Annotated in this window: 31 protein-coding genes; 1 reads left to right on the forward strand and 30 read right to left on the reverse strand. The window is 40.3% G+C overall.

All coding sequences use genetic code 11. The features are described from left to right. Positions 1-44: 44 nt before the first annotated feature. From potC to JEP36_RS17930, 5 genes are all read right to left on the reverse strand, one after another. Complete coding sequence (gene potC / locus JEP36_RS12265; RefSeq protein ID WP_036934543.1) at positions 45-824, reverse strand: spermidine/putrescine ABC transporter permease PotC; 780 nt, start codon at positions 822-824, stop codon at positions 45-47. Continuing rightward, on the reverse strand, positions 821-1681 hold the full coding sequence (gene potB, locus JEP36_RS12270) for a spermidine/putrescine ABC transporter permease PotB (RefSeq protein ID WP_109373214.1): 861 nt from the start codon (positions 1679-1681) through the stop codon (positions 821-823). The genes potC and potB overlap by 4 nt, the downstream gene beginning before the upstream one ends. Beyond that, a complete protein-coding gene (potA, locus tag JEP36_RS12275; protein ID WP_098941766.1) occupies positions 1665-2780 on the reverse strand; it encodes a spermidine/putrescine ABC transporter ATP-binding protein PotA in 1116 nt (371 codons plus the stop codon). The genes potB and potA overlap by 17 nt, the downstream gene beginning before the upstream one ends. A gap of 546 nt (positions 2781-3326) precedes the next feature. Further along, positions 3327-4613, reverse strand: coding sequence for a S8 family peptidase (locus JEP36_RS12280; RefSeq protein WP_198626496.1), 1287 nt, complete (start codon positions 4611-4613; stop codon positions 3327-3329). Between the two features lie 161 nt (positions 4614-4774). Next, on the reverse strand, positions 4775-4879 hold the full coding sequence (locus JEP36_RS17930) for a CbrC family protein (protein WP_198630301.1): 105 nt from the start codon (positions 4877-4879) through the stop codon (positions 4775-4777). Between the two features lie 194 nt (positions 4880-5073). Here JEP36_RS17930 and JEP36_RS17855 point away from each other — a divergent pair, with 194 nt between their 5' ends. Beyond that, complete coding sequence (locus tag JEP36_RS17855; RefSeq protein WP_269812705.1) at positions 5074-5199, forward strand: hypothetical protein; 126 nt, start codon at positions 5074-5076, stop codon at positions 5197-5199. Positions 5200-5247: 48 nt separating this feature from the next. Here the strand turns inward: JEP36_RS17855 and JEP36_RS12295 are convergent, their stop codons facing one another. The 25 genes from JEP36_RS12295 to JEP36_RS12415 all read right to left on the reverse strand — a co-directional run bounded on the left by JEP36_RS12295 (position 5248) and on the right by JEP36_RS12415 (position 25601). Next, on the reverse strand, positions 5248-5661 hold the full coding sequence (locus JEP36_RS12295) for a hypothetical protein (RefSeq protein WP_161737893.1): 414 nt from the start codon (positions 5659-5661) through the stop codon (positions 5248-5250). A 54-nt stretch (positions 5662-5715) separates the two neighbouring features. Continuing rightward, complete coding sequence (locus JEP36_RS12300; protein ID WP_198630263.1) at positions 5716-7185, reverse strand: phage tail fiber protein; 1470 nt, start codon at positions 7183-7185, stop codon at positions 5716-5718. A gap of 36 nt (positions 7186-7221) precedes the next feature. Further along, entirely contained in the window at positions 7222-8268 is a 1047-nt protein-coding gene (locus JEP36_RS12305) for a hypothetical protein (RefSeq protein ID WP_198630264.1), read from the reverse strand. Positions 8269-8270: 2 nt separating this feature from the next. Further along, entirely contained in the window at positions 8271-11192 is a 2922-nt protein-coding gene (locus tag JEP36_RS12310) for a phage tail tip protein J-related protein (RefSeq protein ID WP_198630265.1), read from the reverse strand. After that, the gene (locus JEP36_RS12315; RefSeq protein WP_198630266.1) at positions 11193-11591 is read right to left on the reverse strand and encodes a DUF6950 family protein; all 399 of its coding nucleotides are present in this window, start codon (positions 11589-11591) and stop codon (positions 11193-11195) included. A gap of 54 nt (positions 11592-11645) precedes the next feature. After that, complete coding sequence (locus tag JEP36_RS12320) at positions 11646-11921, reverse strand: hypothetical protein (RefSeq protein ID WP_198630267.1); 276 nt, start codon at positions 11919-11921, stop codon at positions 11646-11648. 13 nt (positions 11922-11934) lie between these two features. Next, a complete protein-coding gene (locus JEP36_RS12325) occupies positions 11935-12516 on the reverse strand; it encodes a hypothetical protein (RefSeq protein ID WP_161769687.1) in 582 nt (193 codons plus the stop codon). Then, positions 12513-13112, reverse strand: a complete 600-nt coding sequence (locus JEP36_RS12330; RefSeq protein ID WP_163826727.1) for a hypothetical protein — start codon at positions 13110-13112, stop codon at positions 12513-12515. The genes JEP36_RS12325 and JEP36_RS12330 overlap by 4 nt, the downstream gene beginning before the upstream one ends. Then, positions 13113-16424: a phage tail tape measure protein gene (locus JEP36_RS12335; protein WP_198630268.1), complete on the reverse strand. Its 3312-nt coding sequence runs from the start codon at positions 16422-16424 to the stop codon at positions 13113-13115. It abuts the gene before it with no gap. A gap of 2 nt (positions 16425-16426) precedes the next feature. After that, positions 16427-16603: a hypothetical protein gene (locus JEP36_RS12340; RefSeq protein WP_232805457.1), complete on the reverse strand. Its 177-nt coding sequence runs from the start codon at positions 16601-16603 to the stop codon at positions 16427-16429. 77 nt (positions 16604-16680) lie between these two features. Further along, positions 16681-17031 (reverse strand): phage tail protein, encoded by a 351-nt coding sequence (locus JEP36_RS12345; RefSeq protein ID WP_198630269.1) that lies wholly within the window; start codon positions 17029-17031, stop codon positions 16681-16683. Further along, a complete protein-coding gene (locus tag JEP36_RS12350) occupies positions 17031-17504 on the reverse strand; it encodes a hypothetical protein (RefSeq protein ID WP_006533916.1) in 474 nt (157 codons plus the stop codon). The genes JEP36_RS12345 and JEP36_RS12350 overlap by 1 nt, the downstream gene beginning before the upstream one ends. Before the next feature lie 11 nt (positions 17505-17515). Then, entirely contained in the window at positions 17516-17917 is a 402-nt protein-coding gene (locus JEP36_RS12355; RefSeq protein ID WP_198630302.1) for an HK97-gp10 family putative phage morphogenesis protein, read from the reverse strand. Further along, the gene (locus tag JEP36_RS12360) at positions 17917-18306 is read right to left on the reverse strand and encodes a hypothetical protein (RefSeq protein ID WP_198630270.1); all 390 of its coding nucleotides are present in this window, start codon (positions 18304-18306) and stop codon (positions 17917-17919) included. Before JEP36_RS12360 ends, JEP36_RS12355 begins: the two co-directional genes overlap by 1 nt. After that, positions 18293-18619, reverse strand: coding sequence for a phage head closure protein (locus JEP36_RS12365; RefSeq protein ID WP_198630271.1), 327 nt, complete (start codon positions 18617-18619; stop codon positions 18293-18295). The genes JEP36_RS12360 and JEP36_RS12365 overlap by 14 nt, the downstream gene beginning before the upstream one ends. A gap of 6 nt (positions 18620-18625) precedes the next feature. Further along, positions 18626-18967: a head-tail connector protein gene (locus JEP36_RS12370; protein WP_373370097.1), complete on the reverse strand. Its 342-nt coding sequence runs from the start codon at positions 18965-18967 to the stop codon at positions 18626-18628. A gap of 49 nt (positions 18968-19016) precedes the next feature. Continuing rightward, entirely contained in the window at positions 19017-20240 is a 1224-nt protein-coding gene (locus tag JEP36_RS12375) for a phage major capsid protein (RefSeq protein WP_198630303.1), read from the reverse strand. Positions 20241-20255: 15 nt separating this feature from the next. Continuing rightward, positions 20256-20861, reverse strand: a complete 606-nt coding sequence (locus tag JEP36_RS12380) for an HK97 family phage prohead protease (RefSeq protein ID WP_006533922.1) — start codon at positions 20859-20861, stop codon at positions 20256-20258. After that, complete coding sequence (locus tag JEP36_RS12385) at positions 20851-22080, reverse strand: phage portal protein (protein WP_198630272.1); 1230 nt, start codon at positions 22078-22080, stop codon at positions 20851-20853. The genes JEP36_RS12380 and JEP36_RS12385 overlap by 11 nt, the downstream gene beginning before the upstream one ends. After that, positions 22070-22231 (reverse strand): hypothetical protein, encoded by a 162-nt coding sequence (locus JEP36_RS12390; protein ID WP_198630273.1) that lies wholly within the window; start codon positions 22229-22231, stop codon positions 22070-22072. The genes JEP36_RS12385 and JEP36_RS12390 overlap by 11 nt, the downstream gene beginning before the upstream one ends. Further along, the gene (locus tag JEP36_RS12395; RefSeq protein WP_161769682.1) at positions 22228-23958 is read right to left on the reverse strand and encodes a terminase large subunit; all 1731 of its coding nucleotides are present in this window, start codon (positions 23956-23958) and stop codon (positions 22228-22230) included. Before JEP36_RS12395 ends, JEP36_RS12390 begins: the two co-directional genes overlap by 4 nt. Then, a complete protein-coding gene (locus JEP36_RS12400) occupies positions 23955-24449 on the reverse strand; it encodes a phage terminase small subunit P27 family (protein WP_198630274.1) in 495 nt (164 codons plus the stop codon). Before JEP36_RS12400 ends, JEP36_RS12395 begins: the two co-directional genes overlap by 4 nt. A gap of 166 nt (positions 24450-24615) precedes the next feature. Next, positions 24616-24813 carry a hypothetical protein gene (locus JEP36_RS12405; protein WP_109850079.1) on the reverse strand — a complete coding sequence of 66 codons (198 nt, stop codon included), beginning with the start codon at positions 24811-24813 and terminating at the stop codon, positions 24616-24618. After that, positions 24810-25160: an HNH endonuclease gene (locus JEP36_RS12410; RefSeq protein WP_198630275.1), complete on the reverse strand. Its 351-nt coding sequence runs from the start codon at positions 25158-25160 to the stop codon at positions 24810-24812. Before JEP36_RS12410 ends, JEP36_RS12405 begins: the two co-directional genes overlap by 4 nt. Positions 25161-25223: 63 nt before the next feature. Next, a complete protein-coding gene (locus JEP36_RS12415; RefSeq protein WP_198630276.1) occupies positions 25224-25601 on the reverse strand; it encodes a hypothetical protein in 378 nt (125 codons plus the stop codon). Between the last annotated feature and the right edge of the window lie 75 nt (positions 25602-25676).

Genomic DNA, 25676 nt, shown 5'->3' on the forward strand with positions numbered 1-25676 from the left:
CTTCAAGACCCCAAAAAGTACGAGAAACTCGCACTAATGCATGTTTACGCTTTGCCAGTTCTGTCTCTTAAGATCAACTGACTAATTAATACTAATACTAAAGATAGACCTAAAAGGATGGTTGCAAGCGCATTCACTTCTGGCGAAACGCCCACTTTTACCATTGAGTAAATTTTCAGTGGTAAAATTTCATAGCTTGGCCCTGTCACAAAAGAGGAAACGACAACGTCATCCATAGATAACGTAAAGCTTAATAACCAACCTGAAGCTACTGCTGGCATTGCCAGAGGCATAATGATTTTACGTAAAATAGTAAATTCACCTGCCCCTAAATCTTTAGCAGCTTCCAGCATTTTTACATCAAACCCACTTAATCGTGAATACACAGTCACCACAACAAAAGGCAGGCAAAATGTAATATGTGAAAATAGAAGCGACCAAAATCCTAATGAAACACCTAGGATCATAAACAGTACAAGTAACGAAATCGCCATCACAATATCCGGCGACATCATGACGACAAACAACATACCACCGACAAATTTTTTGCCACGAAAACGGTAGCGATAAAGTGCAACCGCCGCTAATGAGCCGATTAATGTGGCGAATGTCGCAGAGGTGACCGCCATTGTTAATGAATGTCCTGCCGCTTGAAGCAGACTGTCATTATTAAATAAAATGGCGTACCAATCTGTGGTAAAGCCTTTCCAGTTGATCCCGAAACGTGATGAGTTAAAAGAGTTAACTATCAGAATGATGATCGGGATATAAAGATACGCGTAAATAATGGACATAAATCCACCACGCAATAACCGTCCTATCATTCTATTTCTACCTTCTTATGCAGTAGCTTCACGGCTCGGTAATACACAAACAGCATTAATCCCATCACCAATGTTAAACAAATACTTGTGGCTGCACCGAAAGGCCAGTCACGAATATTTAAGAATTGGCTCTTAATTACGTTACCAATTAATAAGTTTTTCGCACCACCCATTAAATCAGCAACAAAGAATAAGCCCATCGCAGGTAACATCACGAGTAAACAACCCGCAATAATGCCCGGCATTGTTAATGGAATAATAATACGAATAAAGGTTTGAAATTTATTAGCACCTAAATCGCGCGCTGCTTCTAAACAAGGTTTATCTAACTTTTCAATGCTGGAATATAACGGTAATACCATGAAAGGTAATAAAATATAAACCAGTCCCAGCACAACGGCTTCTGGGGTATAAATAATTCTGAGTGGCTTATCAATAAGTCCAATCCACAACAGGAATTCGTTAAAATAACCTTTCGTACTTAGGAATATTTTTAATCCATAAATACGAATAAGCGAGTTTGTCCAAAAAGGTACAATCAATAAAAACAACATTAATGGCTGTATTTTCTTAGGCATTTTTGCGAGGAAATAAGCAAAGGGATAACCTAATAATAAACAAGCTAATGTTGCGACTACCGCCATATTAATAGAATGCAGTAACACTTCTGCATACATCGGATCAAATAAGCGATAGTAGTTATCGAGTGTAAAGACCATCTCGACAAGGTTGGCATCATTACGCGTTAAAAAACTGGTCGCAATGATCATGATATTCGGCAAGAAGACGAACAGCATCAACCAACCCACAACACCAGTAATAACGATGTTTTGAAATAGTTTACGTGTTTTCTTCATCTGCCAGTACGACCTCCCAGCTTTCAACCCAAGTTACTGCAATTTTTTGGTCTAACGAGTGATCAACATCTGGATCATCTTCATTAAAGAATTCACTGACCATCACCACCTTGCCATTTTCCATTTCAACAACAGAATCTAGCGTCATGCCTTTATAGTTACGTTCACGAACATAACCAATTAACCCAGGAAGGTTTTCAAGATCGTGAATTTCTTCAACACGGAGATCTTCAGGTCGAAGTAATACTTTGAGTTGCTGATTTTGTGTCACAGGTAATGTGGTATAAATATCACATTCATGACCTTCAACATCAGCACGAATACGTGTTTCATCAATACGATGGAGCACACGCGCATCAAAGATATTAATTTCACCTATAAATTGCGCAACAAACAGATTTGTTGGCTCTTCATAAATTTCACGCGGAGTACCATCTTGCTCAATACGCCCTTCACGCATCACCACGATCCGGTCTGACATGGTCAGCGCTTCTTCTTGGTCATGAGTCACGAAAATAAAGGTGATCCCTAATTTACGTTGTAAGGCTTTTAATTCATTTTGCATCTGTTTACGTAATTTGTAATCCAGTGCAGATAATGATTCATCAAGCAATAAGACCTTTGGTTTATTCACAACAGCGCGCGCAATCGCAACACGTTGTTGTTGTCCACCAGAAAGGTGTGCTGGGCGACGTTGTGCGAAATCTTCAAGTTGCACCATACGCAATGCTTCTTCAACGCGAATATTAATCTCATCAGCAGGTGTTTTCTGCATGCGAAGACCAAATGCGACGTTTTCAAAAACAGTCATATGTGGGAAAAGCGCGTAACTTTGAAAAACCGTATTTACAAAACGTTGTTCCGCTGGGATATCCGTAATATCTTGTCCATCAAGGATAATTTGCCCATCGTCAACGTCTTCTAAACCCGCGATTAAACGCAAAACCGTCGTCTTACCACAGCCCGAAGGACCGAGGATGGTTAAAAACTCGCCATGGTTGATAGTGAGATCGAGGCGGGAAATAATTTGTTTTCCGTCGAAACCTTTACTTAAGGATTTTAATTCGACAACTGGTGTCAGAGATGTTTTCTCAGTCATTTAAGGTAATACTCTATCCCGAAGAATAATGCAGATAGAACCGCCACTGGAAAAGACTGTGTGAGCTGCCGGAGCATTATGCTCCACAGAAGCCCAAAACCAGCGACGCCGTATGTATAGTACAAGCGGAAAATGATAAACGCAGTGACGTGAAATTGAAAGCAAAAAGGTGCATAAACAATGAAAAACTATTCATATTTAAGTTTTTCATCATAAACCATGCCCTTTAGGGTTTATGCTAAAAACACAATAAAATCATAATGCTATTAATTTATATAAATCGTAAAAATCGATTAAGTTTATAATTAAATAAATTTTCTCTTAGAAGTTGTCTAATCGCCTTATTTTCCTATAAAAACTTATTAGCTCGTTTATTTGCAACGCTATTTTATGGTCGTTGTTTATACAAGAAAAGTTTATTAAATTACGCTTCTTTTTATATTTTCATCTTATTATGATGATAAAAACTTTATATATCATATAGATGAAATTTAAATAACACCTCCTAATATTTAGGAGGTGTTAAGGGAATTAATACTATTGTACTTAATGACGTTTTATTAATTTTTTTAAATACAAAATTGCGTTGTTCACATTTGGTAAAGGGCCGATTTTGTCATTTAACAGTGGAAAAGTGCCTGTTCTAATTAATAAGTCACGCATTTGTATCGGCGTTAACACACTGTTTGTACGGTCTTTATACCAAGATTGGATCACAGCAGCGGCTCCCGCAACTAAAGCACTGGCTGACGATGTTCCACTAAAATTAGCGGTATAAGTATGGTTATCATCACTTCGAAACAGATCACCATAACCCGCTGTTGCAACATCCTCTCCCCACGCTTGTACATGAATAGGTGAACCATGCGTTGAGAAAGGTAATCGATTTAATGTATAAGGCGAACCTGCACCAACACGTATTGAGTTATTATCATGGCGTTGTCGGTAACTTTCATAAGCAGGTAAATCCAGATCTACGCCCCCATTACCTGCTGCCATAATCACAATGATCCCAGCATCTGTTAATGCGCGAGTCGCTTCCCAAATATGCATTTCATAATCCGCAGGTACATAAGCTTGATGTTCACAAATTGTCTGCATTTCATATAAAACAATATCACCAGCATGTAATATGCGTTTACTCGCAATAATCGCATCAATACGCCCACAAGTTAATTCAGAGATGGCATAAAACATATCTAATTTATAAGCGAGTCCAGTGATCCCTTTACCATCATTTTTTCCCATTATTAATCCCGCAACCGCTGTACCATGATCTGCCTGACTGGTTTTTTCATTAAATGGTAATAACGACGTAATATTATCCGTTGATAAATCATGATGAGAAAGATTGAAATCCCATTCAATATCAGCGACTTGTATTCCTTGCCCATATGCTTCTTGCTTCCATGCTTCACAAATCCCTAATCCTTTAATTTTATTAATATTCACTGTTTTTTCTGGCGTATTTAAGTATTGCTGATATTGAGTAAAATCAGGCGTAATATTAGGAGGTTCAATAGGTTGTATCGGTACCGTTTGTACATATTCAATATCAGGGTGTTGTTGTAATATTTTAATCACTTCATCTAAAGAATAATGATTATTCTCTGGTAAATTAAGGTAATAATATTTATTTAGATCATTAAAGTTTATTGTAATAGAATCTATATAATTTTTGGGTGGTAATTGATGAACAGATGATATTACCGGAACTAAAGGTATATTAGTTAAAAGGGAATGATGCATTTCATGGGAAGTAGAAAATGACAGTTTTTTATTATCATAATCAAGATTATTTAATTTTATAAGGATCTTTCTTTTAATGTTCATATTCAATGCTCCTCTTTTTATTTTTTCGCTTTATAGCGTAAAACCTTGAGCAGTGACTATTTCCATTTTTAATAGAGATAATATAAATAGGCTATTTTATAAAAATAAATATCAAGTCTATGTTCTAAAAAATAGACTTAATATTATTTGAATGATGTTCATTAACTAAAATCAATATGTAGGCGTAGTTTTCCACAACAATCACATATAACGGTATCATCTGTGATAAAAGCTCCTGTTTTTATCGGTTCAGGATGATATTTAATTTAAAATAAGGCAATGCTCTTTTTTCTGTTGGCATATAAGTTCCTATTTTGTTGTTTCTGACGACTCTTCTTGAGTTCATTAAAACACAGATCCACCATGCGTTAGTTATTCTCTATGCTATAATGCGCCCTCATTTTCTACCCTCACAAAAAAATAAGGGTAGCAACGCCTAAATAGACGAAAGAATTACAGCATGTCAGAAAATACAGAACTCAATAAACCAACAGAAAATCATCGTGTTAATAGCCATTCAAATACATATAATTTGAACCGTTTCTCTGTTGCGCCGATGCTCGATGGAACCGACCGAGTTATATAATCAATCAGTTATCAATTTCTGGTGCGCTATTGGTGTCCTGATTTTATATCACTTAAAAATACCAGAACTCAAATCAATAAAATGCTCTAATGACAACTTACCTTCAAACTTGTCTCCATATTCCCGATTCATTGTCTGCATGTCTAATTTGAATGATATATTCTTAAATTTACCTGATTTATTTATAGGAATTAATTTATTATCTAAAAAAAACTTAATAACTTTTTTATGCCCTTCAATGTCATCAATATTTAAGTAAAAACACGCAACTCCAGATTCAGCATTATTCGTATATTTACAATGCTCGACTACACTATTTAAAATTGCTTTTTGACATATTTTATCTGTGAATTCCGCATCATTAAAAAAATACATCCACTTACCAATTTTGTCGTTATTTGTGTTATTACTTTCATTTTTAGATGAAAAATAAACCCAAAAATCATTTTCTCTAATCTTCATAAAACACCTAACTTATACATGATAATATTTTAGTGTAGCACTCTAATTATTATATTAAACTTCCTCTTCTTTTTGTCTACGTTCCTCTTCCACTTTCTGCGCTTCTTCCATCTCACGCATTCTCACGTTATAGATGGATTGCTCAGGCATCTGCACACGAACGGAAATAAAGCGACCGGCTGGAATATCAATTGGATCCCCGTTATTGAAACCGTCAATATCATTACGGGCAAACTCAAGCGCACTAGGGTGAGTACGGTGATACGTTTTAACGAGAATCGAACCGTCTTTGTTAACTTTAGAGTTAACCCAAATTAACGGTTGTTTATTAACATCGAGAGGAATTTCAATACCGCCGTCAACACCGCCCCATCCTGCGTCTGAATTAAAACCTAGCACACCTTCAATGAGATATTCACCCTGAGCTACTCGAGTAACCGTAGAGCCTTCTGATTCGTCGTTAGTTGTAAATGCGCCATCGGAGTTGATGTTAACGATTGGAGAAGCTTTTTTGATGAACCCTTGTGGATCTGTTGTTGTATTTGATGTAGAAAGTACAGTTTCTATATCCCTAATAGCCATGCCATTTTGAGTTCTGAATGTTTTTATTGCCTTTAGAGTTGGGTTGTAAAATATTCCACAACCATACTGCGGATCGGCTATATGTATACCGTATCCCCACCCTAGAGTTTCACTACCCCCTGAAATTGAAAAAAATTTAGTAACATGTGGATTTGCGATTTCACTATCTTTTATATATCCATTGAAAGTGCCTAAGCCATAATCACCACTCCTCATCACTGGTTTACCATTTATTACGCATGCTGATTCAGTTAAAACAATAGAGCCTCCGTAGCTAATATCCAACGCATTAACATAACTACCACCACCACTAGACCAGCCCGCTATTTTAAATTTATCATTATCACCTTCTGTGCTCATTCCTGCTCGCCAGCGAATAACCCCACTATCAGATAAAAATGCTAACCAAGACGCTTGGTCTTTATTTCTCTTCAATACTGTTTTATCAGCCCCAGTGTTAGCTAGTGTTAAATTAGCCGATGTTGTTAAATTACCAGTAATTACACCGCCTATTTTATCCAACTTTCCACTAATATCCCCCTGCATTTTTTTAATACTATCGAGAGTGACAATTTCACCATTCGGCATTTCAATTTTTGTCTGGCCCGTTTGAGTCATCCATGTATTCATTGCATCAAGGAAATACTCAACATAACTATTAATAGCGACCATTGTTCTTGCTGCATCACTATTATTATCTGGCTCAGTAATATGAATTGAGAATGTGGTGTTAGTTGCTGTTACTAATGCGGATTGTGCTAATACTAATTCAGTATCGGAATTAACGGATTTAATCATGTACGGAATATTCGTATTTCCTGATTTAATTAAAATCGTCATTCCGATATTAATGGCGGGATTATTATTTTTAAATTTAGTGCCAGTGCCTTTGACAATAGCAGACCCTGACACTGTGTTAACAGTGCCTGTTGTGTATATCATGGATATGTTTTCCTAGAGGTATAAATGAAGAGTTAATTAAATATTGAAGTAGTCGCTGAGTTCTATGCCGTATATATCAAATTCTATTTTAAACGCATTACCCCCATCAGCTCCCCATGGCCCACCGTACTCGGATCTGATACTGTATATGTCATCCCAATAGACATTATTCCCGTCATTTCTAAAACCAAATCCTGTCCGCATATAGATAACATCATCTCTATTGCTTCCCTGTATTCTCCAGTTAACGAATTGTGCATCTGGAATAATCATTGGTTTTTTGAGTTTAGAAAACGAAGCTCCATTTCGATTACTAAATCGCGTTGTCTCTCCGAGCTTCATGGGTTTGTAGTTAGATGAAAATGTAATTTCTTTTTTATCGTTATAAATCACAATGCCATATTTTGGAGGAGTTAAAGTAAAGTTAGTGCAAAATATAACAACATACATTTCACATGAACCACTAACAACTAAACCCCTTGCTTTATTATATGAGAAGACAGTACCTGAATTTTTCGGTCGCACGAAAATAATGGGATTCATTTCATCAGTAATATTTGATGGCATTCTCCAGCCATTATTTTTACCTGCATTTATTTGTACGATGTCAGCAAATACACAATACCCTCGCATTGAGGGCGTTAATTCACTAATACCATTCATTCCATGTAGACGTATTCCGTATGATTCACTATTTGATTTTGGGTAACCATAAAAATCAAACATGAATTCTGGGTCTCTTTCGTCATCTTCTGAATCTACTCGCGATCCGGCTGGCCTTTCATCAACATAAAAATTAAAATTATCACCGGATATATTATACGCTGTTACATTTGATGAGAACCAATAATAGGAACCGGGTATTTTGTATGTCCGAGATACCACTCTTGGGATAATAATAATATTGTACTTTCCATATTCAGGAATATTGTGCTTCATTGTATTCCACCCTTCATTTATTGGGTAGAAATGGTTATTGTACCACCCTATTTTTGCTGAACCTAAATACCCCATAACCTGATTATCATCAGCATCTAAATAATATTCGTTGCCTATATCTGGTTTAACATAAACACCATACATGGTTATCTCCCTTCTATTTTTCCTATTTCAATCCTAATTTCTCCTTGAGCACCGTAAACCGCAATCCGTTCATTGGTGATAACGGTATGCGCACCCGTTTTATTTGTTCCTATATCTAATTCACCCCGGAACGTTCCTTTATTCATTTCAATATTGCTAGTTTTACCGTCAATCAAAAAACCATCCTTACCGGGTACATAATCACCAGATTTAATATATTCGGTAACAACAACGGAATTAAGCCATGCCTCGTTAATAAAGGCCTCACGCATAAACATCTGGCCGTTTTTAACATACATGAATAATTCCATTTTTCCGTTACTTGGGTTGTACCACGCAAAATTATTAGCATTATAGCCTATGAAACTTTCGAGCTTTCCATTCTTAACTTGAGCACTAATGACCTGACCTGCTGCATTGTATTTAGTGCCGTTATGAACAATCGTGATATTGATGGAATGAGTGACAACACCATCACCAGATTGACTAAATTCAGCCTGCATTTTTTGCTGTATCATTCCCTCCTGTTCATCAAACTTAGCTTGAACTTGCGTTTTATTTTCAGCAAATGCCTTGTTTGTGTTAGAGATGGCCTTAGAGTTTGAAATGATATCAGCCTGAGCCTTATCCATTTCTGTGCGGACCTCAGTAAATCGCTGACCAAAAGCTTCGTCAAGTTTGGTAATTGACGTTTGAGTTTCTTTAATTGCAGACGTGTTATCACCAACAGCGGAGTAAATTTCTTTGACTTCCTGCGCCCAGGCTTCGTCTTGAGTTGCGTTAGCCTGCCATAGCTCACTAATGCCGGCTTGAGATTCAGCATGTTTTATTAGCAACTGCCTGAAATTACGATGACTTGCGTTACTTAAAATAATTGCGGTCTCAGCATTCCAATCAAGCTTATTATCCAGCTCTTTAAACGCATCCGTTTCTCTAACCGTGTTATCTAAATCATCAAATATGTCGTCTGGCAATGAAACTGGAATACCTGAAGCTTCTACAAATGCAGATTTACCATAACTATTGATCGTTCGGATATAGAAATAGTAAGTGTGTCCCGCTTTTAAATTCTCTTGCGTCCAGAAATTCCCTTGACCAACTTTGTTTGTTTTGGTGATCACCTCATTTTCAGAAAGATTAGCGAGTTTCTTTTCACTAAACCAAAACTCAAAAGTATAACCAAATACAGCGCTATCCCCCTGTTTAGGATATGCCGTTAAACTGAACATACTCGGTGTTATTTCAACGCCAATCGGTGCAGGCGGTGCCTGAATAGCAAAATCACTAATAGCAGGCGCAGACATGGCGCCGGCCACATTAATTGCTCTCACCTCAACACGATAAGTGCCTCTTGTTAAACCGTTTATATCAACACGCTCACCCGGTACCTGAATAGACTGTATAACCTTTCCATTCTGGAGAATATTAACCGTGTTATAGCGAATATCCGATGCCACGTTCTGCCATGAAATATACCCTTGAACAATATCGGTGACAGCAAGAGGAATAAAGGCTAGGTTGATAGGTGCGGGTACGCCACCAGTGGGTAGTTTAGTGAATGGAGGTCTAACAAAAGGTTTACTGGCTAAGTCTTCATAGATATAAGAACCATCTTCTTCGAGAGTAATCTCTACCCCCTCTGATGGGTGAAATTTCCAATCAGCAATACGAAATTCTAAATCACTGATCCCCAATGAAGGTAATTCGAGCTTGATAACATCACCGGGGCGATAAGCGTAGCCATCTAAATTCATTCGCAATTGAATCCGACGGCCAGCTCGTTTTTTACGTAAGTAAAGGTTGGCTAGTCGATTAGCTTGGTATGGGCTAGTAACAAAGCGATAGTCCATATTCTCTTTGATTTCTAAACCATCTTCCTCTATCCATTCATCAACAACCACTGGCTCAAAATCGGTTTTGTTATATTGCTGTTCTGCATCGACAAATGTACCGTAAATTGCATTGGTTGCATCACGCAATGAAAGTTCAGGCGTTACAGTCACTGTATCGATAATTTGTGATTCATCAATTGTGAGTAATGCGGGCCCATTATAAACTTGCATCATAATGCCATGCTTACCCGCTATATAAGTGGGTTCACCAGCAATGCATTTATGCATCATCTCTAATACAGAGGCAGGACTTTCTTCAAGTTCATAAGCGCCATTTAAGGTATATCTAGGCTCACTTTTTCCATCTGGCGTTTGTACGGTTTCATCACAAATATCTGCTGCACTTTTAAATGCATCCCAATCAATATCGGAGTCTGGAACACCTAAGTAATGCCGATAGTAATCTAATATGATCAAAGCACCGTTATTTGACCATACTGTTTTCTCATTGCGAGGATCGTAAATTTCTTTTCCCCATAGTTCACTTTTAACATTAGGCACACCATAAGGGAACTTTTCTTGATCAAAGCGTAATGTTAAGCGTAACCATGCAAGCCCTCGACCAATCATATCCTCTTTCCATGAAGGGGCATGTTTTAATAGGTATGGATCCGCCTCAGTTCTACCGTTATGAAATTCGTATTGTGCGCTGTCGCCTAAATCTTCAATTTTGTCATCATTGAAATAAATTTGACCTAATTTATGAATGGGATGAGATGCAATCGCTAAAGCCATGTAGAGCTCTTCATTTTCGTCTTGCTCGCCTTCCTCTTCTTCAGCAAAGAAAAGTAAGCCCGACATCATTGTTTTGCCTACAACGACCGTTTCTGGTGCTGATGCTGAACGTAGCATTTGCTTACGTTCGGACTGATCCCGATAACCTGAGCCAGGTACTTTATCTTTAAAGATAAACGCACTTGCTGCCTGAACAGCGATACCGGCTACAATTAATGCGGCACCCAAACCACCTGTGGCAATAACCCCTGCTATCATTAAGCCAGCAGAGACAACGCTTGTGACTGTCTTACCCATTTATTGTACTCTCCATGCTTTAATTGGTTTATTGCTCACCGCACGAACGCCATCTGTTGAAACAGCCCATAGTTTACCCGCCCACAAAACACCTAATGTATTTCCTTCATCCCCTTCAAACATCACAATGTCACCACGCCCTGCTTCGTTTGTTGGAACTTCATCAAAAAAACGGCTCACAGCGCCGTCCAATGTCCCAAACTCTTTTTGTAATACTCTGAATGCACCTGTCTTTGTTTTGTAGCGTCCACGAATGCTTTCGCAGGGATCGAAATCACAAACAGCAATGACGCAATCAGATGCAAACAAACAACAATCATGCTCACCCCATACAAAAGGGCGATTTATGGCATTCTTTAAAGTTTCAGGAAGGCGAGTAGTCCATTGTTGGTGTCTCATGGTTTTCTCCAGACAATAAAAAACCCGCCGAAGCGGGTTGACGAAAAAGTGTATTTAATTACTTTTTATTTCTAGTTTTTTAATTAAACGCTTTTTATATTCTTCTAGGTTTTTTATTTCACAGTCAATTTTTTTACTGCTTTCTTCTAGATATTCTTTTGAGTGCTGCTGTAATTCTTCAACTGTTTCTACTCGTCCTCCTTTTAAGTTTTCTATTTCTTCATTAGTATATTTAGGGCATCCCTCATACCATTCCTTATTGGAGTCAAAAGAATAAGTTGAAGCAGAAAAGCAGAATAATAACGTTGCCGTAATAAATATATTTTTCATAGCAAACCTTTAATCATTTATAAATAAACGCAGGTGCATTTTTCTTGCTACCCCAGTAAATAGCCCGATCAGCCATCTGCGCCACATAACGGAATATCCTATCTCCATTTTTACGTTTAGACCATGACTCATCAGTAAATCTGTCGGGTAATCCATAAGACCAACGTTCGAAGCGGTTTGAAACAGTAACTGCTATTTCATTCTCTTCACCCGTTGTCACTCCAATGGTTGATATTTGGCCTGCAAATAAAACCTCAGCAAGCGCAGGTTTTCCTTCTTCATTTAATGCAACTAACATCAACTGTGCATTTCGCCCACGAACCCGCTCGTTCATCACTTCTCCAATCAAGGAAGAATCGAAGCCTGAGAGTTTCATAATGAGTTGTTGTGGGCTAGTGGTCATATTTTCACCCACAGACTCAATGGCACCAAATTGCCCTACACCTTGGTAAACTTCACCTGCAATAATGATATTGCCCACACCAGTATGTGCTCTTACAACACCTGATTTGAGATCTAAACGAGAGGCAACAACCAAATAATACCCCTCGTTAATTGCCTTAACCATGTCATTACTAAAGGGATGATATTTCATGTTAATGCCTCCTCGAATGACAAAGAAGTGCTTGTGAGGATGCCCGGTTTACGTTGGAAATTACCCTGATCGTTACTAGTTAGTTTAAAAATACCGTATGGCGCTTCATTTTCTATCAAATCATTGACTGCCGGTGCATAACGCAATATAGGGGCAATAGGAATTGTTGCATTTCCTTGTGCATCACTAATCACATTAGCCGTCACTCGCTTTAGTTCATCATTTACCGTGATATAATCACCAATGCGTAAAACAATGCTATTGGGTAACCAGTCTTTACTCTCTAATAATTTTCCAGATTGATTGGGTTGGCTAACTTTAGGTTTACCGCGTTGAGTTAAACCAGAACGCGCCCAATCACTAATTTTCACTCGACCACTTTCACCATCTAACTCGGCAACAAACGCCTCTAAAACCCTTGCTTGCTCATCGGTCAAATTATTAAATGACATACTGCAACGCCAACGCGAGCCGGGAAAGCGTACTGTCTGCACACTCCCCGTAAAAGTTGATGTAAAGGTTTTACTGTTACTCACGAGTTGCCAGCTTAATGTGGCTGGCACGATAGATTGTGGCCACGATAATATCGTTGCCATTTATCGTAGGTTCCTTCTTAATGTTCCATTGGTTTGAAAGTCTCGCATAATGTCAGATTTCGCTTTTGATGCACCTTGCTCTGCTCCCATTCTTGCTGCTTCCTGTATAGCTTGATAAAGCGCTTCATCGCCATTACCTGTTACATGAAATGTTTGATGAATAATGGTATCGCCTGACGCAACAGAGTTGCTTCCGGTTGCTCTAACGCCTAAAGATCCATCAGGTCCACGTTTTAAAGGCATGATCGCCTCGCTTCCAGCTTCCCCCATCAAGCCAAGATTAGGCGTACCACCTTTTGCAAAAGCAAATAATGTCGGTGAACTAACCACCTGATTGCTATATTGGCTGAGGCTTGGTGAGCTGTAAACATCCCCTTTGGCGTTCGCTTTTACACCCACCTTACCCGCTTTAGCGCCACTTGCTGCACCGCTACTGCCACCAGCAAAACCGCCCATTAATCCCGTCAATGCATTGGTAATTTGAGCTTGAATTGCAATACGAATAAGATCAGAAATAATTGAGCTGGCTAATGATGAAGAAAATTCTTTAATGCCCTCTGAAAAGGACTTCGTTCCCATCAACATGCCTGTCATTGCATTAGCGGTTCGTTGTTCAACAGCATCAACTAAATTCATTTGCATACGCTGCCACATACCTTGGGAGGCATACAGCTCTTTGCTTGATTGATATTGTGCTTCTTTTGACTTATTTGTAGCCGCAATAACTAACTGTTCATAGCGTTCTTTGCTAACTAAACCATCCTCATAGTAAGCCTGATAAAGCGCCTTTTGTTCTTCCAATTGGTTTCTGAGTTGAATAACAGGATCTATTTCGCCAAGAATGCTGATATTAGGGAGAGAAATACCTTTTGCTTGCTCTGATAATCGATACTTTGTCGTATCTTGTGCCATTTGGCGCCGTGCATATTGGTATTCTTTTTCAGTCAACAATTGTTGCTCAAAGAGTGATTTAAGCTCTTTGGTCATCTCTTGTTCATTGCGGATGGATGCGCGCATAGGAGAGTATTTTTCTGCTAACTCTGCACGCTGTTTCATGTGGTTTTCAGCGTTAAGTGTTTTTAATCGTTCATACTCTTCCTGCTTCATACCACCAGCTTTTAAGTTTTCCTGAAGCTTGCGCATTGTTTCCGATTCGCTTAATGATATGCGCTCCAAGCTCGTTGCATGCTCTTGTTCTATTTGCATACGTAATTGATGATATTGGCTAACTTTTTGTGTAGAACCTTTATTGCTTTCTAAATCATTACCACCGCCACTACCACTACCATCCCCTACTGGTTTGTCTTCCTTAGTCGGTTGGCTAAAAACGCCTGTTTTTAATGTACTCTCTCGATTTGCAATTTTTTGCTTCCGAATTTCAATTTCTTTATCTATATCCTCGATTTCGCTTAATACTTTTCTTCGTCCTTTTGCAAACTCTTCAGAGTCTTTTCCCCAAAGGCTAACTGCGGCATAACCAAACCAACTGCCATTTTTTATCGAAGACATTTCGCCTTCGCGTTTTTCTGAATAAGTAGCCTGCTCTCCATATAGACGCTTCTTTTCTGCCTCGAGTAAGGAGAGCTCTTCTTTAATTTCATCAAGTTGAACTTCTATTTTCACCCTAGAAAGACGCTGAAGTTCAGTAATAGTCTCGACCACAGCCCCTTTCATCCCTTCTATTTTCAACTTAGCCTCATCAGCTCTAGTTGCAAAATAATAAATAGCTGAACCCGCTAAAGCCAACACACCAACTGGCCCACCTAAGGCGGAAACAACACTTCGGAGTCCTAAACTAGATGCACGCAATGCTCTTTGGCTATATGAAAGTCGATTATTAGCTGCTGTAAGCTGATCGGTATATTTGGTTCTTAACGCTAATGCTTCCGCTTCCTGCCTCACAAGACGATTTCGCTCACTCGCTAATCCTTGCATCTGTAAACCATGCCGATTCATTATGGCGCTCTGTTGAGTCAATGCCTGACCTTGCTGAGCTAGTTTATTAATGGTGGCATCAGCTGAAGCAATCCCTCTTCTGGCGGTTTCAGCCTGTTGCTTAGCATTACTTCTGACTGCTGCTTCATTTTTCACCCATTCTTTGGTTTGCTCTTGAAGCCCTCTAGTCATTCTGGCACCAATGACAGGTAAAACAGCGTAAGTTGCAATGTTAGCTAAAGTTGAGAAGTTATTATTTAGTGCATTTACAGCGGAAGTAACATTTTGCACCCCTGTTCGTAAAGGACCATCGGCACTGGTACCGACTTTAATCGCCAAGCCTTCAAACGACTTTTCCATTAATTCTAAATCAGCATTTAGATTTTGTGCCCTTTTCCCTGCTTGCTCATACGCTGTTTCGGTATCAGTAAGCGCCTTAGTTAAATCAACAAGCTGATCCCGATTTTTAACTAAAATAGTACCTGCACTGACATTGGCGCGACCAAATATTTTTGTGGATGCAGTGGTGGAATAGTTTTTCTTATCGAGGTTTTCTAATGCAGTAGATAGACCGACAACTGAAGGGCGTAGATTTTTATCTGCCGATCGCTCTAGGGCTAAGAACACGTTACGTAACATCGTACCGGCAACTTCAGCCTTGATCCCTTTTCCTGCTAAAACTTGGATTGAAGCATTAAGTTGCTCAAATGAAACACCGGCTTGAGAAGCAACGGTACCACTTTTCACAATGGCTTGGGCTGTTTCGTTTATTTCAGATGCACCATATTTCGCACCTGCTGCTAACACATTAATGTAACGCTCAGATGAGACAGCGGACTCACCAAACTGATTAAGACTTAAGGTAAGAGATTTCGCCGCATCAGCTAACTCAATACCTGAAGCTTGCGCCAAGGTAATCGATTTAGCCGTTACATCTTCTAAGGCTCCCGCTGTCTGCAGTAATGACGGTTTTGCTGACGCAATAAGTTTCATGGCATCCGCAACTTTTATTGCGCCAAATTCCGTTGTTCGCCCCATTTCTTGAGAGGCAATACTGTACTCTTTCATGCGCTCAATAGACGCACCCGTAATCGCACTGAGATCAGAAATAGCCTGACTATACTTACGAGAAATATTTAAAATACTACCAATGGATAAGCTTATTCCACCTAACATTGCCAGCCTTCCTGCAACATTTGTCACCTGATGACTGATTGAATAAAATCCATCTGCAACCGCTTTTGTTTCACGTTTTGCTTTATTAGAAAAACGCTCTGTTTCTCGCCCTGCATGATTTAATGCGCCGGATATATTGCTTCTAAAACTGGCGTCATTCAGCAATAGTCCAACCCGTAAATCGGCTAAATTAGTGGCCATAATTATCTTCCTATCATTTTCATTACGTCAGAACATTGCTGTTCAACAGATTTAGAGGTGGTTGTGGATTGATGTGGATTTTCAGGTGAGGGATTGTTTTTAGGTGGCACAACTACGCCTGCCTTTTCTGATTTAAGCGTAAAATAAGCCTGCCAGCCTAACAAGGTATTGGCAGGCAAATTAAGGACACGATAGGGATCAATTTCACCCAACTCTTCAGAAAGTTGATAAGCAAAATAGAGTAATGGGCTATCCGTTAGTTTTTTTTTGCCTCGTCTAACGTGCCAATGGAGTGTTGCTTCACGACGTTAATCGCTTCGATGAGGATCGCATTATCATGGATGTTAACCAATTCTTCTGGTTTGGGTAGTAACGACTTATTGATTGGTTTACCTTCATCATCAACCAAGCAATTCAGCAACATACCTACGTTTCGTAATGATGCCTCACGTAATTTGCCATGTTGATTTAATTCAGAAACCTCAAGTTCCAAATTCATCAACTCGTTAGCCGTCATACGACGAATGTTTACCTTTACTCCACATAGAATATCGACTTCGATAATTTGAGGTTTCGCTGTAAGTAAAGAGGCTTTTAATCCTTTCATTAACCCTGATCTCCTGTTGATGTTGCAGAAGAAGTTCCCCATACAAGGTTATTTTGTTTTCCTTTTACTGTGATCTGGATGGCTTCATTAGCAGGCGCTGAGATGTCATTTAATTCCCAGCCTGACAATGAAAGGATCATGGTTGCGGTACGTTTATTAGGAAGTTCGCAGTAAAACTGCACCGTTTCACGCTTTTCTGCTGCATTCAGGAACGCCACAAAGTTTTCATTTTCTGGATCATCAATGAAGCCTAACGACTTTTCAGGCCCTTCGGGTAAATCAGAAATAAATTGTTTGTTTTTATCAATGAGTGTCGTGACGTCAACAAAGCTCCCTGATTGTCCTGTGGCACCTAATGCCTTACAGTTAACCAGTGGCTTCATTTGTTCAACGGTATCACCCGCTTTACCAAATTTCACAATAGTGCCTGCGGGAAGCATGGCGTATTCTGGCGATGTTTTTTGATCTGCCATTATTTTTACTCCTAAGTATATAAAGAAAGGGCATGGCGAATATGCTCAGTTAAGGTATTGAGCACCGCACGTTGGTTGTAATCGAGGGCTGGACGAATAAAAGGACGAGCAACTTGTTTGATGGTGCCGAACTCTTGAGCGCGAGCTTTCATATAATGAGGTTTTGTCGGTCCTACGGTGACCATGACACCCCCATTTGTGTTTTTTACTCGTGTCGTTTTGATGGTGATATTGTCTCGCATATGAGGCTCAGTGCTTTTTGCATCAAACCCTGCATGCGCTTCCATATCCTCTTTCACGACTTGCATGGCTTCTCGCCCTGCTTCACGTAATATCTTGGTTTTTAACTCAACTTCTAATTGCTGTAATTTTCGCCCTAATTCATCCAACCCTGTCACGCTAAGGTTAGTTATCACGCTGCACCCTCGGGATAAGTGATAATAAAATCACGATAAATACGGTAAATTTTACGGTTCTCCGTTTGCTCAATCATGTCCTGCAGAAAGTTGCCTCGCTGAACAGTTTGAACGGGATAGTTACCAATATAACCGTGTTGAATAGCTTCCCACTCACGACAGAGAATCGATTCCAGCTTTAATGCCTTTGGATAATCATCGGGAATTTGGATAACGATTTGAAAGCGAGCTTGAACCAGTGAGGTGCAGGCTAGCCCTGTGTTTATCTTGGGATCACTAATCCGTTGATAGATAACTCCTTCTAATTTATCGGAAGGGAGTTTCAGCGGATAAGCTAATAGCCCCGTAATACGCTCCAGGTCGACTTTAATATCAGTTTCTATCATGTTGAATATTCGCCTCCGTGGTAATAATGGTTCTATCAGACTGATTTCGGTCAACAGCGCGAACGGTAAATAGTCGCCCCTGATAACCCACCAGCCACCCCATATCAACATCAGAACGAGGACGAACAGTGAAGTGATAGGTCTCAATTACCTGCTCTTGGTCAGCGGTGCGAATTTTACGGTTAGACATTGATTCGGCTTTGGCCCATACCTCAGCGACTTTTTTTGAAACGACTTTTTCACTCCCTAAATCATCACGTTCTGTAACATAGTGAGAAAGGGAGATGCGTTTATTGAGTTCACCGGCTTTCATCATTCCTCACAGATTAATATGACGATAGGGATCGAGTAGTAATTTAAATCCTGCTGGTAATATGGCTGTTTCTCTATTTTCATAGAAATTACCAACGGCCAGCATAAGAGCTAATTCAATATCATCAGTGATCAATAAACCGTCAGGATCTTCCTCTGGAATATCCTTTTCGTAGAGATGTCGATTGATATACCCTTCAGCTCGTTGCTTTGCCGCCATCAGATAAGTTTTCAGTAATTCATCTTCTAAGGTATTACCCTCATCCAATCGACATTGCTGCTTCAATTTTTCTAGTGTGGGTAGTGGCATAAATCCCCCAATACCTGCGACCATCCAGATCGCAGGCACAAAAAAACCGCAATTAAGCGGTACTTGATTGATTCAGTGTTATTTAAAACTATTTTGTCGCGCTTTTACCCACCAGCGCTTTAATTGCAGAAGTATCTTCAAGTACGCAATCAAAACGATGGAAAGCTAAGAACGCAGTTTGGTCATATTCTGCGTAACGTTCAACTAAACGCTTCAGGGTCATGTAGGTCACACGACGTAAAATGAAGCGGTCAAAGTCACCACAGAAGATGAATTTTTTACCCGCTTCCATTTTGTCGATCGCCTGATCAACTACATACTGCATACCTAAAATTTGTGCAGGGGCAACACCTGAAATGGACGGAAGCCATAAAGGGCGTTTTTGCGCATCTTCCATTAATTTTAGGTTTTTCAGTGTGTCATCATTAAAAGCAAGACGGAATTTAGGGCTATTACGGTACGCAGGGTCAATCGCATGTTCTAACTCGGTAATATCTTTCCAACTTAATGAGGCGCCGGCGACATCAACAGTATTAGTCACCGCTGTTTCTAAGCCTAATGGTTGTACAGGTGATCCCTTGCCAGTGCCTTTAATCAAGTATTTAGCTTCACCACGACCAATGCGCTGAGCAATACGTGAAGCCAGATACGCTTGAATATCTACACCACTGTCTTGCAATAATTCATTGGAAACGCGGATAATTTTTGATGTAAGTTTTTTAGCCCCTAAAATGGCAGTACCAAACTCAACATCTTGTTCACCTGCTGCGGTATTTTCGCCCAACAATTCCCCTTCTTCATCAGTACCATCGGATGTTGACCAGGTAATATCTTGACCGGTGGCAGTTGATAAAATTTGAGCCACACTTGCGATACCACCATAGGCTTTCATTTGATCAACAATTTTATTTAACATCTGAGTAGGAACGGTATAGCCACCTTTCTCATCGGGCGAAGTACCCTGTGCACGAAGTTCTTTGACCGCTTGGCGCTCTTCTGCAGTGAGTTCACCAAAACCACAGCGCAGGAAGCGGTCAAACGCTTGATTGCGACGCTCTGCTTGCTCTGTTTCAGGGTTATTCGGTTGTTGACCACGCTGTTCTTTCTCTTTGTCATCAACCAAATCTTGATCTAATGAGCGTAGTTGCTCTTCACGCTGAATTTGTGCATCTAAATTTTCAAGTTCAGTTTGCGCTTGATTCCATTGCGTGCGTTGTTCTTCGGTCATCACGCTATCACCCACTTTTTCGTGAATGGCGCGCATATCAATCGCGATAGTATTACGTTTTTGTTTTAATTCATGAAGCTTCATAGTCATAGTATTACCTTATGCATTAAGTAAAGTCATAAGACGCTCTCGCGCCAATTTTTGATTAATTGCCTTTTGGAGATCGCCACTGTCTCTGGCTTCTTTCCACGCATTCATTGAACGAACTGCCGAGTCTGCATCTTGATACGCAGGATAGGTGACAGGACTGACATCATAGAGCCGAGAAAATCGTGTTATTTCACGAATAACAACCCCCTCATCATCTTGGTACCAATCCTCGCCATCTCTGGCTACACGAAAGGCAAAAGAACTTTGGTTGATATCGCCACGTTGCATCGGTGCCAACACTAAATCACGAATGGTTTGTGTATCAGGTGCCGTAATATCGTAAACAAGCCCACGTTCATTGACGCTAAGCGATAATGTGCCTGCGGTTGTTCGCCCTAAAATATAATTTGGATCGTGATTAAATAACCCACGCACATCATCATTGAGTACATCATCAAATGCGCCCGGCTTAATGATTTCACGGAACCCGTAAATCAGCTCAGATCGGGAATCGAAAACAGAGCCTAAACCCACGATATGTGTCGGTTTATTTTCTTCTCCTGCTTCCGCCCGAACCTCACCGACATAACATCGTGTTTCTTTTTCACTGCTCATCGTTATCCCCTTTCGATTCTTCTGTTTTTCCCCCTGCGAACTGAGTGGCATTGACGCTCACTAACATTTCATCAAGACCATCAACAGGATTCATATCCTCAAAGGCACGCGCCTCATTACGGCTCATCCAACCATCTGTAATCGCAAAGTGGTAGAAATCAGCACGTTCTTTTGGTGTTCCACGTAGTAATCCCGCTAAATTAAATCGCACATAAAAGCCAGCCGTTCGCTCTTGTCGAGTAAACAAACGTCGGTTTAATTCCTGCTCCCAGTTCACTACCCACGGCATGATGGTATGTCGTACAAACTGGATGGATTGCTCTGAGATGTTTGAGAAAGTGGCTTTTTCGAGGTCGTTAATCATGTGAGCCGGCACATTGAAGATCCCTGCAATCATTGAGCGATTAAGTTTCAGCATATCAATCAATTGAGCATCAACAGGCGAAACCGTCAGCGCCTTGTAATCCAGATCCGCAGGTAAAAGCATGGTTTTATTTTCTTGGCTACGTAACATTCGAGATGCTTTTTGCCACATATCTTTCAGTCTGATCCAGCCGTCTTTCTGTAAATCTCCTTTTACTGAAACAATCCCCGCAGGACGAGCATTTCCCCCAAAGAAGGAGCTAGTGTACTTCTGCCCACTCATTCCCATGCCAATGGTTTCCGCATGTTGAATGATGGGACTAATTCCCATTCTTTGATTGTTCCCCAACGCCCGAATATGGATCATGTCATCAGGGCTAATGGCAAAATTACCCAATTCGTTATAAACGCCATACGTATATCGACCACCGGTATTAAGCAGTGTCGTTTCCCACGGCATACAAGCTTCTAAATTTGTCACCTCGCCTTTTCGGTTACGAATAACTTGGGTATAACCATTTCCCCAACCCAACACATGACGCTCTTTTGTTTCACGCCATTTATAGCTGGTTTGCCACTCGTTAGGCTCATCATGAACTAAATAAAACAAAGGATGATCACGCGCAGTTTCTACCCTATTACCTGATTTTCGCATTACATGCAGTGGCATCTGGGCAATAGACGATGAAAGCACATAAATACAGGCATAGACTGCTGCTAATTTCATGGATGTTTCAGGGCTAACATATACATCAGCCGTAAATAATCCGTCATTATCAATAGAGTCAGCCGTAATCGGTGTGTTAGGGTTCTCTAAACTGGGTGAGTCGTTGCGAAACAGAGCATCAATTAGCACGCTTCCCCCTCATCGCTGCCACTAATGCATAAACCACCAGCACTGAACCGCCGATAATTAATGTATTGGGGAGCCCGTAATTTAGATAACAGCCTGCCATCACCGCACTGAAACCAACTAATGCAGTGATATCGAGAAATAAGTTTTTCATAGGAATAAAAGGTCTTCGTTAGGATCTAAAGAGGAAAGGAAGTCACGCTCTTCATGTAGCATTGCTCGCCCAATTGCCATAATTAATGCAACTGCACCGTCAATTTTGTTCTCGTTCTGCTCTTTAATGGGCCTCACCACATCGTCATTACCTGGTAGATATTTACCAACCACATTCCCCATACACCATGTCATAATCGGATTACCATCATGATGAAAGCGCCCAGAAGCAATTGCAGCTTCAAGCTCTTTCATTGGATCTGACATATTTGTGTAGTTTTGAACGATTGTGATAGGGTTTAGCCCTTCATCGGCTAACTGATGCGATAAGTTAGTTGCTCCATGAGGGTCAATTGGGCTTTCACTAATGGGTGTATTGAGGTTATCTGCTATTGCATCTTCCAAAATAACGCGGTAATCAATCTCCGCGCCATCAGTGAGGGTTAAATGTTTTGTTTCTACCCATTTTTTAAATCGCTCTGCAGTACGCTGATTTTCAATATCAGCACTAAAAACTGCATTGTAGGGCACATAAAAACTGGGTGAAATGCAGTAATAATGACGTTTGCCTTCTATTTCACGAGTAAACAACTTTACCCGCGAATTCATATCGATTTTTCTAGCTAAGTCAAGAGCTTGATAGCAAGACTGACCTTCAAACATCTCTAACGTGAGTGTTTTATCTTCACACGCTCGCCAACTCAACATGTTAAAGAAAGCCGAACGAGCAGAAACCCAAATATTTAAATGTTTAGTTTTGAAAATACTGGCTAATCGAGGGTTATTTTTAGCTCTATTTTGCTGACTAATAAGAAACTCACTATAAACAGAAACCCCCATATTGGGATTAGCTTTCTTCAGTGTATTCGGATCAGTCCAATCATCTTTTTCATCAACGGTATAAATGACACCAAATAATTCATCATTAGGCACTGTTCCATTGAGCATTTCGATCACTTCACGGCGCTTATCGTAACAAGGCCCTTCGATATTATAACCCGCCGTTGTGATAGCCCACATCAACGGCTGACGTCTTGCCCCCATTCCGGTTAGCATTGTTGTGTAAAGGGAGTCAGTATCATGCTCATGGTATTCATCCACGATTGCACAATGTGGAGACTGACCATCACCTGGGTCACCAATCAGCGGTTCAAAACGCGCCCCATCTTCAGGGCGATTCATGTTTTTTGCATTAACCTCAATGCCAAATGCCTCGGTTAACAACGGAGTGCGTTTACACATCAACTTAGCTGGTCTAAATACTTCCCATGCTTGTTTTTCTGTCGTAGCACCAGAATAAACCTCCGCACCAAATTCGTTATCACAAGTAAAGCAATACAGCGCAACGCCTGCGGAAATAGCTGATTTCCCATTTTTACGCGGAATTTCGGTATACACCTCACGAAAGCGACGAAGTTTTGTTCCTTTTTGAACCCACCCAAATGCACTGCAAACAATAAAGAGTTGCCAAGGTTCAAGCGTAATAGGCATTCGTTTAAATGCCCACTCACCTTTGGTGTGGGGCAATAACTGAATAAACTTTGCAGCTTGCTCGGCTAAATCCTTATCAAATCGATAGCGAAATTTTCGCGATTTCTCTTGTGCCATATCATCAATATGTCGCTGACAGGCATCAATCACATACTGACATGCCACAATCTTGCCACGCACCACATCACGCGCATATTGATTTGCCGCATTGACGTTCGGGTAAGATTTACGACTCATGATGAAATAATCCTCATAAAGGGGTTATCTTGCTTTTTTTGCCCCGCAAGGCCAATTAATCGCTGACGACTACTCGGATCTAAACCCAACATTGCGCCCGTGCGATCCATTTCACTTTCTTGTTCTTTTTTTGTCGTTAAATCAGGGTTTTTTATTGGCCCTCCCGTGGCGCCAATTAAGCGAGTACCATCACGCATGATCGCAATTACCGCATTACGCCAAATATGATAGGCGACACACCAACGCTCAAGCACAGCGAGATCGGTAATACATAATATGCCTTGACCACAAAGCTCCTTGATTGTGACTTCCCACATAACAACAGCAAGCTCTAGTTTGTTTTCGGTAAACCAATCTGGTGGCGCCACGCCTTTTAGTGGTGTGAATACCGGCTCGTCTTTATTGAGTGCTCGTTTTCCCGGATTACCGGCCAATTCTTTTCTGGCGGTAGGCTTCGGGCGACGACCAGATTTGCCCGGAGTGCCAGCCATAAATAAACCTCCAAATAATTCAGGATCCGATGCATAAATATGGCTAAACAATTAGCCAGTTTTAATTTCATTTTTCGCGGGTATAAAAATTGACTTAAGGGGGCGGTCCTAGGTGGCGAGAGTGGTAGGGATTTGACCCGCCCCTCCCCTATGAGGAATGGCACTGTTATCCTTGACCAAGATTACCTTTCATCTGCTGTTCTGCACCGATATAGCCCACAGCAAGCAATGCTTCACCATCAGGGTATTTAGTCAGTAACTTTTTTATTTCAGTAATACAATGTTCAACCTTCACTTTGCTTTGTTCGGGAAGTTCAGCAACCAACCCTTTAAACATAAGTAAGGTCTGCTCATCTTGCGTCATTTTATTCTTTCCTTTGCTGTCTTAGCTCTATGACAGGACCAGCACAGGCTTTGCAGGTTACTATCATCATCGGTACCCCCATGTGCTTTGGCAATGATATGGTCCACTGTTTTCGCTTCGGTGGCTCGTCCTGATCTTAGGCATTCTTGACAGAGATACTTATCACGCTTGAGTATACGTGCTCGTAGCTTATCCCATTGGGTACCATAACCACGTTGATGACGAGACTTACCACGCTGGTGCATTTCCCATCCTAGGTTCTGATGATCTTCACAGTAACCGTTGCGTTCTGTTGTTGTCTTGGCGCATCCTTGTTTGCGACATGCGCGAGGTATGCGAGGTGGCATGTTATTTCCTATAATTTAAAGAGGAGAATAATACCCTTTATTGAACATAGGGTATTTTCACCTTTACTTCTGACTGCACCACGTTCTGTTATTTAGTTCACTCACAGCTTGTGCCCACGCTTGATGCTGAGTTTCCATTGCTTTCTTAAGCTCAGTGATAGCAATATCTTGACTATTGGCTCGCATGCGTAAATCTGCCAACTCAGCCTTAGCGTCCTGCTCTAGCTTATTACTGACAAGCACACCATTGAACACAGCCGAATTAATAAGGGCATCTTTAATAAAAAACTCACCTGAGGATTGAATGAAGAAAGGTGGAATTGATTTAGGTTTCATACCTACATCTTGCATTAGTTGCTTAATGCGAGTGAGTTGCTCTTCTAGCTTATCTAACTCACTTGTATCTACTGAGACTTTTAATTGAATAGTGTTATCTGACATATCTATCTCCAATAAAAAAACCACCAGTTATTAACTGATGGCTATCGATACAAACTCTATCAACGCCACTCAATG

This window comes from Proteus sp. PR00208 (assembly GCF_016238545.1).
Classification (GTDB): Bacteria; Pseudomonadota; Gammaproteobacteria; order Enterobacterales; family Enterobacteriaceae; genus Proteus.

Bases quoted from the DNA above. Each gene is read 5' to 3' on its own strand.
- potC (WP_036934543.1), bottom strand. From the start codon at position 824: ATGATAGGACGGTTATTGCGTGGTGGATTTATGTCCATTATTTACGCG.
- potB (WP_109373214.1), bottom strand. From the start codon at position 1,681: ATGAAGAAAACACGTAAACTATTTCAAAACATCGTTATTACTGGTGTT.
- potA (WP_098941766.1), bottom strand. From the start codon at position 2,780: ATGACTGAGAAAACATCTCTGACACCAGTTGTCGAATTAAAATCCTTA.
- JEP36_RS12280 (WP_198626496.1), bottom strand. From the start codon at position 4,613: ATGAACATTAAAAGAAAGATCCTTATAAAATTAAATAATCTTGATTAT.
- JEP36_RS17855 (WP_269812705.1), top strand. From the start codon at position 5,074: ATGTCAGAAAATACAGAACTCAATAAACCAACAGAAAATCATCGTGTT.
- JEP36_RS12295 (WP_161737893.1), bottom strand. From the start codon at position 5,661: ATGAAGATTAGAGAAAATGATTTTTGGGTTTATTTTTCATCTAAAAAT.
- JEP36_RS12300 (WP_198630263.1), bottom strand. From the start codon at position 7,185: ATGATATACACAACAGGCACTGTTAACACAGTGTCAGGGTCTGCTATT.
- JEP36_RS12305 (WP_198630264.1), bottom strand. From the start codon at position 8,268: ATGTATGGTGTTTATGTTAAACCAGATATAGGCAACGAATATTATTTA.
- JEP36_RS12310 (WP_198630265.1), bottom strand. From the start codon at position 11,192: ATGGGTAAGACAGTCACAAGCGTTGTCTCTGCTGGCTTAATGATAGCA.
- JEP36_RS12315 (WP_198630266.1), bottom strand. From the start codon at position 11,591: ATGAGACACCAACAATGGACTACTCGCCTTCCTGAAACTTTAAAGAAT.
- JEP36_RS12320 (WP_198630267.1), bottom strand. From the start codon at position 11,921: ATGAAAAATATATTTATTACGGCAACGTTATTATTCTGCTTTTCTGCT.
- JEP36_RS12325 (WP_161769687.1), bottom strand. From the start codon at position 12,516: ATGAAATATCATCCCTTTAGTAATGACATGGTTAAGGCAATTAACGAG.
- JEP36_RS12330 (WP_163826727.1), bottom strand. From the start codon at position 13,112: ATGGCAACGATATTATCGTGGCCACAATCTATCGTGCCAGCCACATTA.
- JEP36_RS12335 (WP_198630268.1), bottom strand. From the start codon at position 16,424: ATGGCCACTAATTTAGCCGATTTACGGGTTGGACTATTGCTGAATGAC.
- JEP36_RS12345 (WP_198630269.1), bottom strand. From the start codon at position 17,031: ATGAAAGGATTAAAAGCCTCTTTACTTACAGCGAAACCTCAAATTATC.
- JEP36_RS12350 (WP_006533916.1), bottom strand. From the start codon at position 17,504: ATGGCAGATCAAAAAACATCGCCAGAATACGCCATGCTTCCCGCAGGC.
- JEP36_RS12360 (WP_198630270.1), bottom strand. From the start codon at position 18,306: ATGATAGAAACTGATATTAAAGTCGACCTGGAGCGTATTACGGGGCTA.
- JEP36_RS12365 (WP_198630271.1), bottom strand. From the start codon at position 18,619: ATGAAAGCCGGTGAACTCAATAAACGCATCTCCCTTTCTCACTATGTT.
- JEP36_RS12375 (WP_198630303.1), bottom strand. From the start codon at position 20,240: ATGAAGCTTCATGAATTAAAACAAAAACGTAATACTATCGCGATTGAT.
- JEP36_RS12380 (WP_006533922.1), bottom strand. From the start codon at position 20,861: ATGAGCAGTGAAAAAGAAACACGATGTTATGTCGGTGAGGTTCGGGCG.
- JEP36_RS12390 (WP_198630273.1), bottom strand. From the start codon at position 22,231: ATGAAAAACTTATTTCTCGATATCACTGCATTAGTTGGTTTCAGTGCG.
- JEP36_RS12395 (WP_161769682.1), bottom strand. From the start codon at position 23,958: ATGAGTCGTAAATCTTACCCGAACGTCAATGCGGCAAATCAATATGCG.
- JEP36_RS12400 (WP_198630274.1), bottom strand. From the start codon at position 24,449: ATGGCTGGCACTCCGGGCAAATCTGGTCGTCGCCCGAAGCCTACCGCC.
- JEP36_RS12405 (WP_109850079.1), bottom strand. From the start codon at position 24,813: ATGACGCAAGATGAGCAGACCTTACTTATGTTTAAAGGGTTGGTTGCT.
- JEP36_RS12410 (WP_198630275.1), bottom strand. From the start codon at position 25,160: ATGCCACCTCGCATACCTCGCGCATGTCGCAAACAAGGATGCGCCAAG.
- JEP36_RS12415 (WP_198630276.1), bottom strand. From the start codon at position 25,601: ATGTCAGATAACACTATTCAATTAAAAGTCTCAGTAGATACAAGTGAG.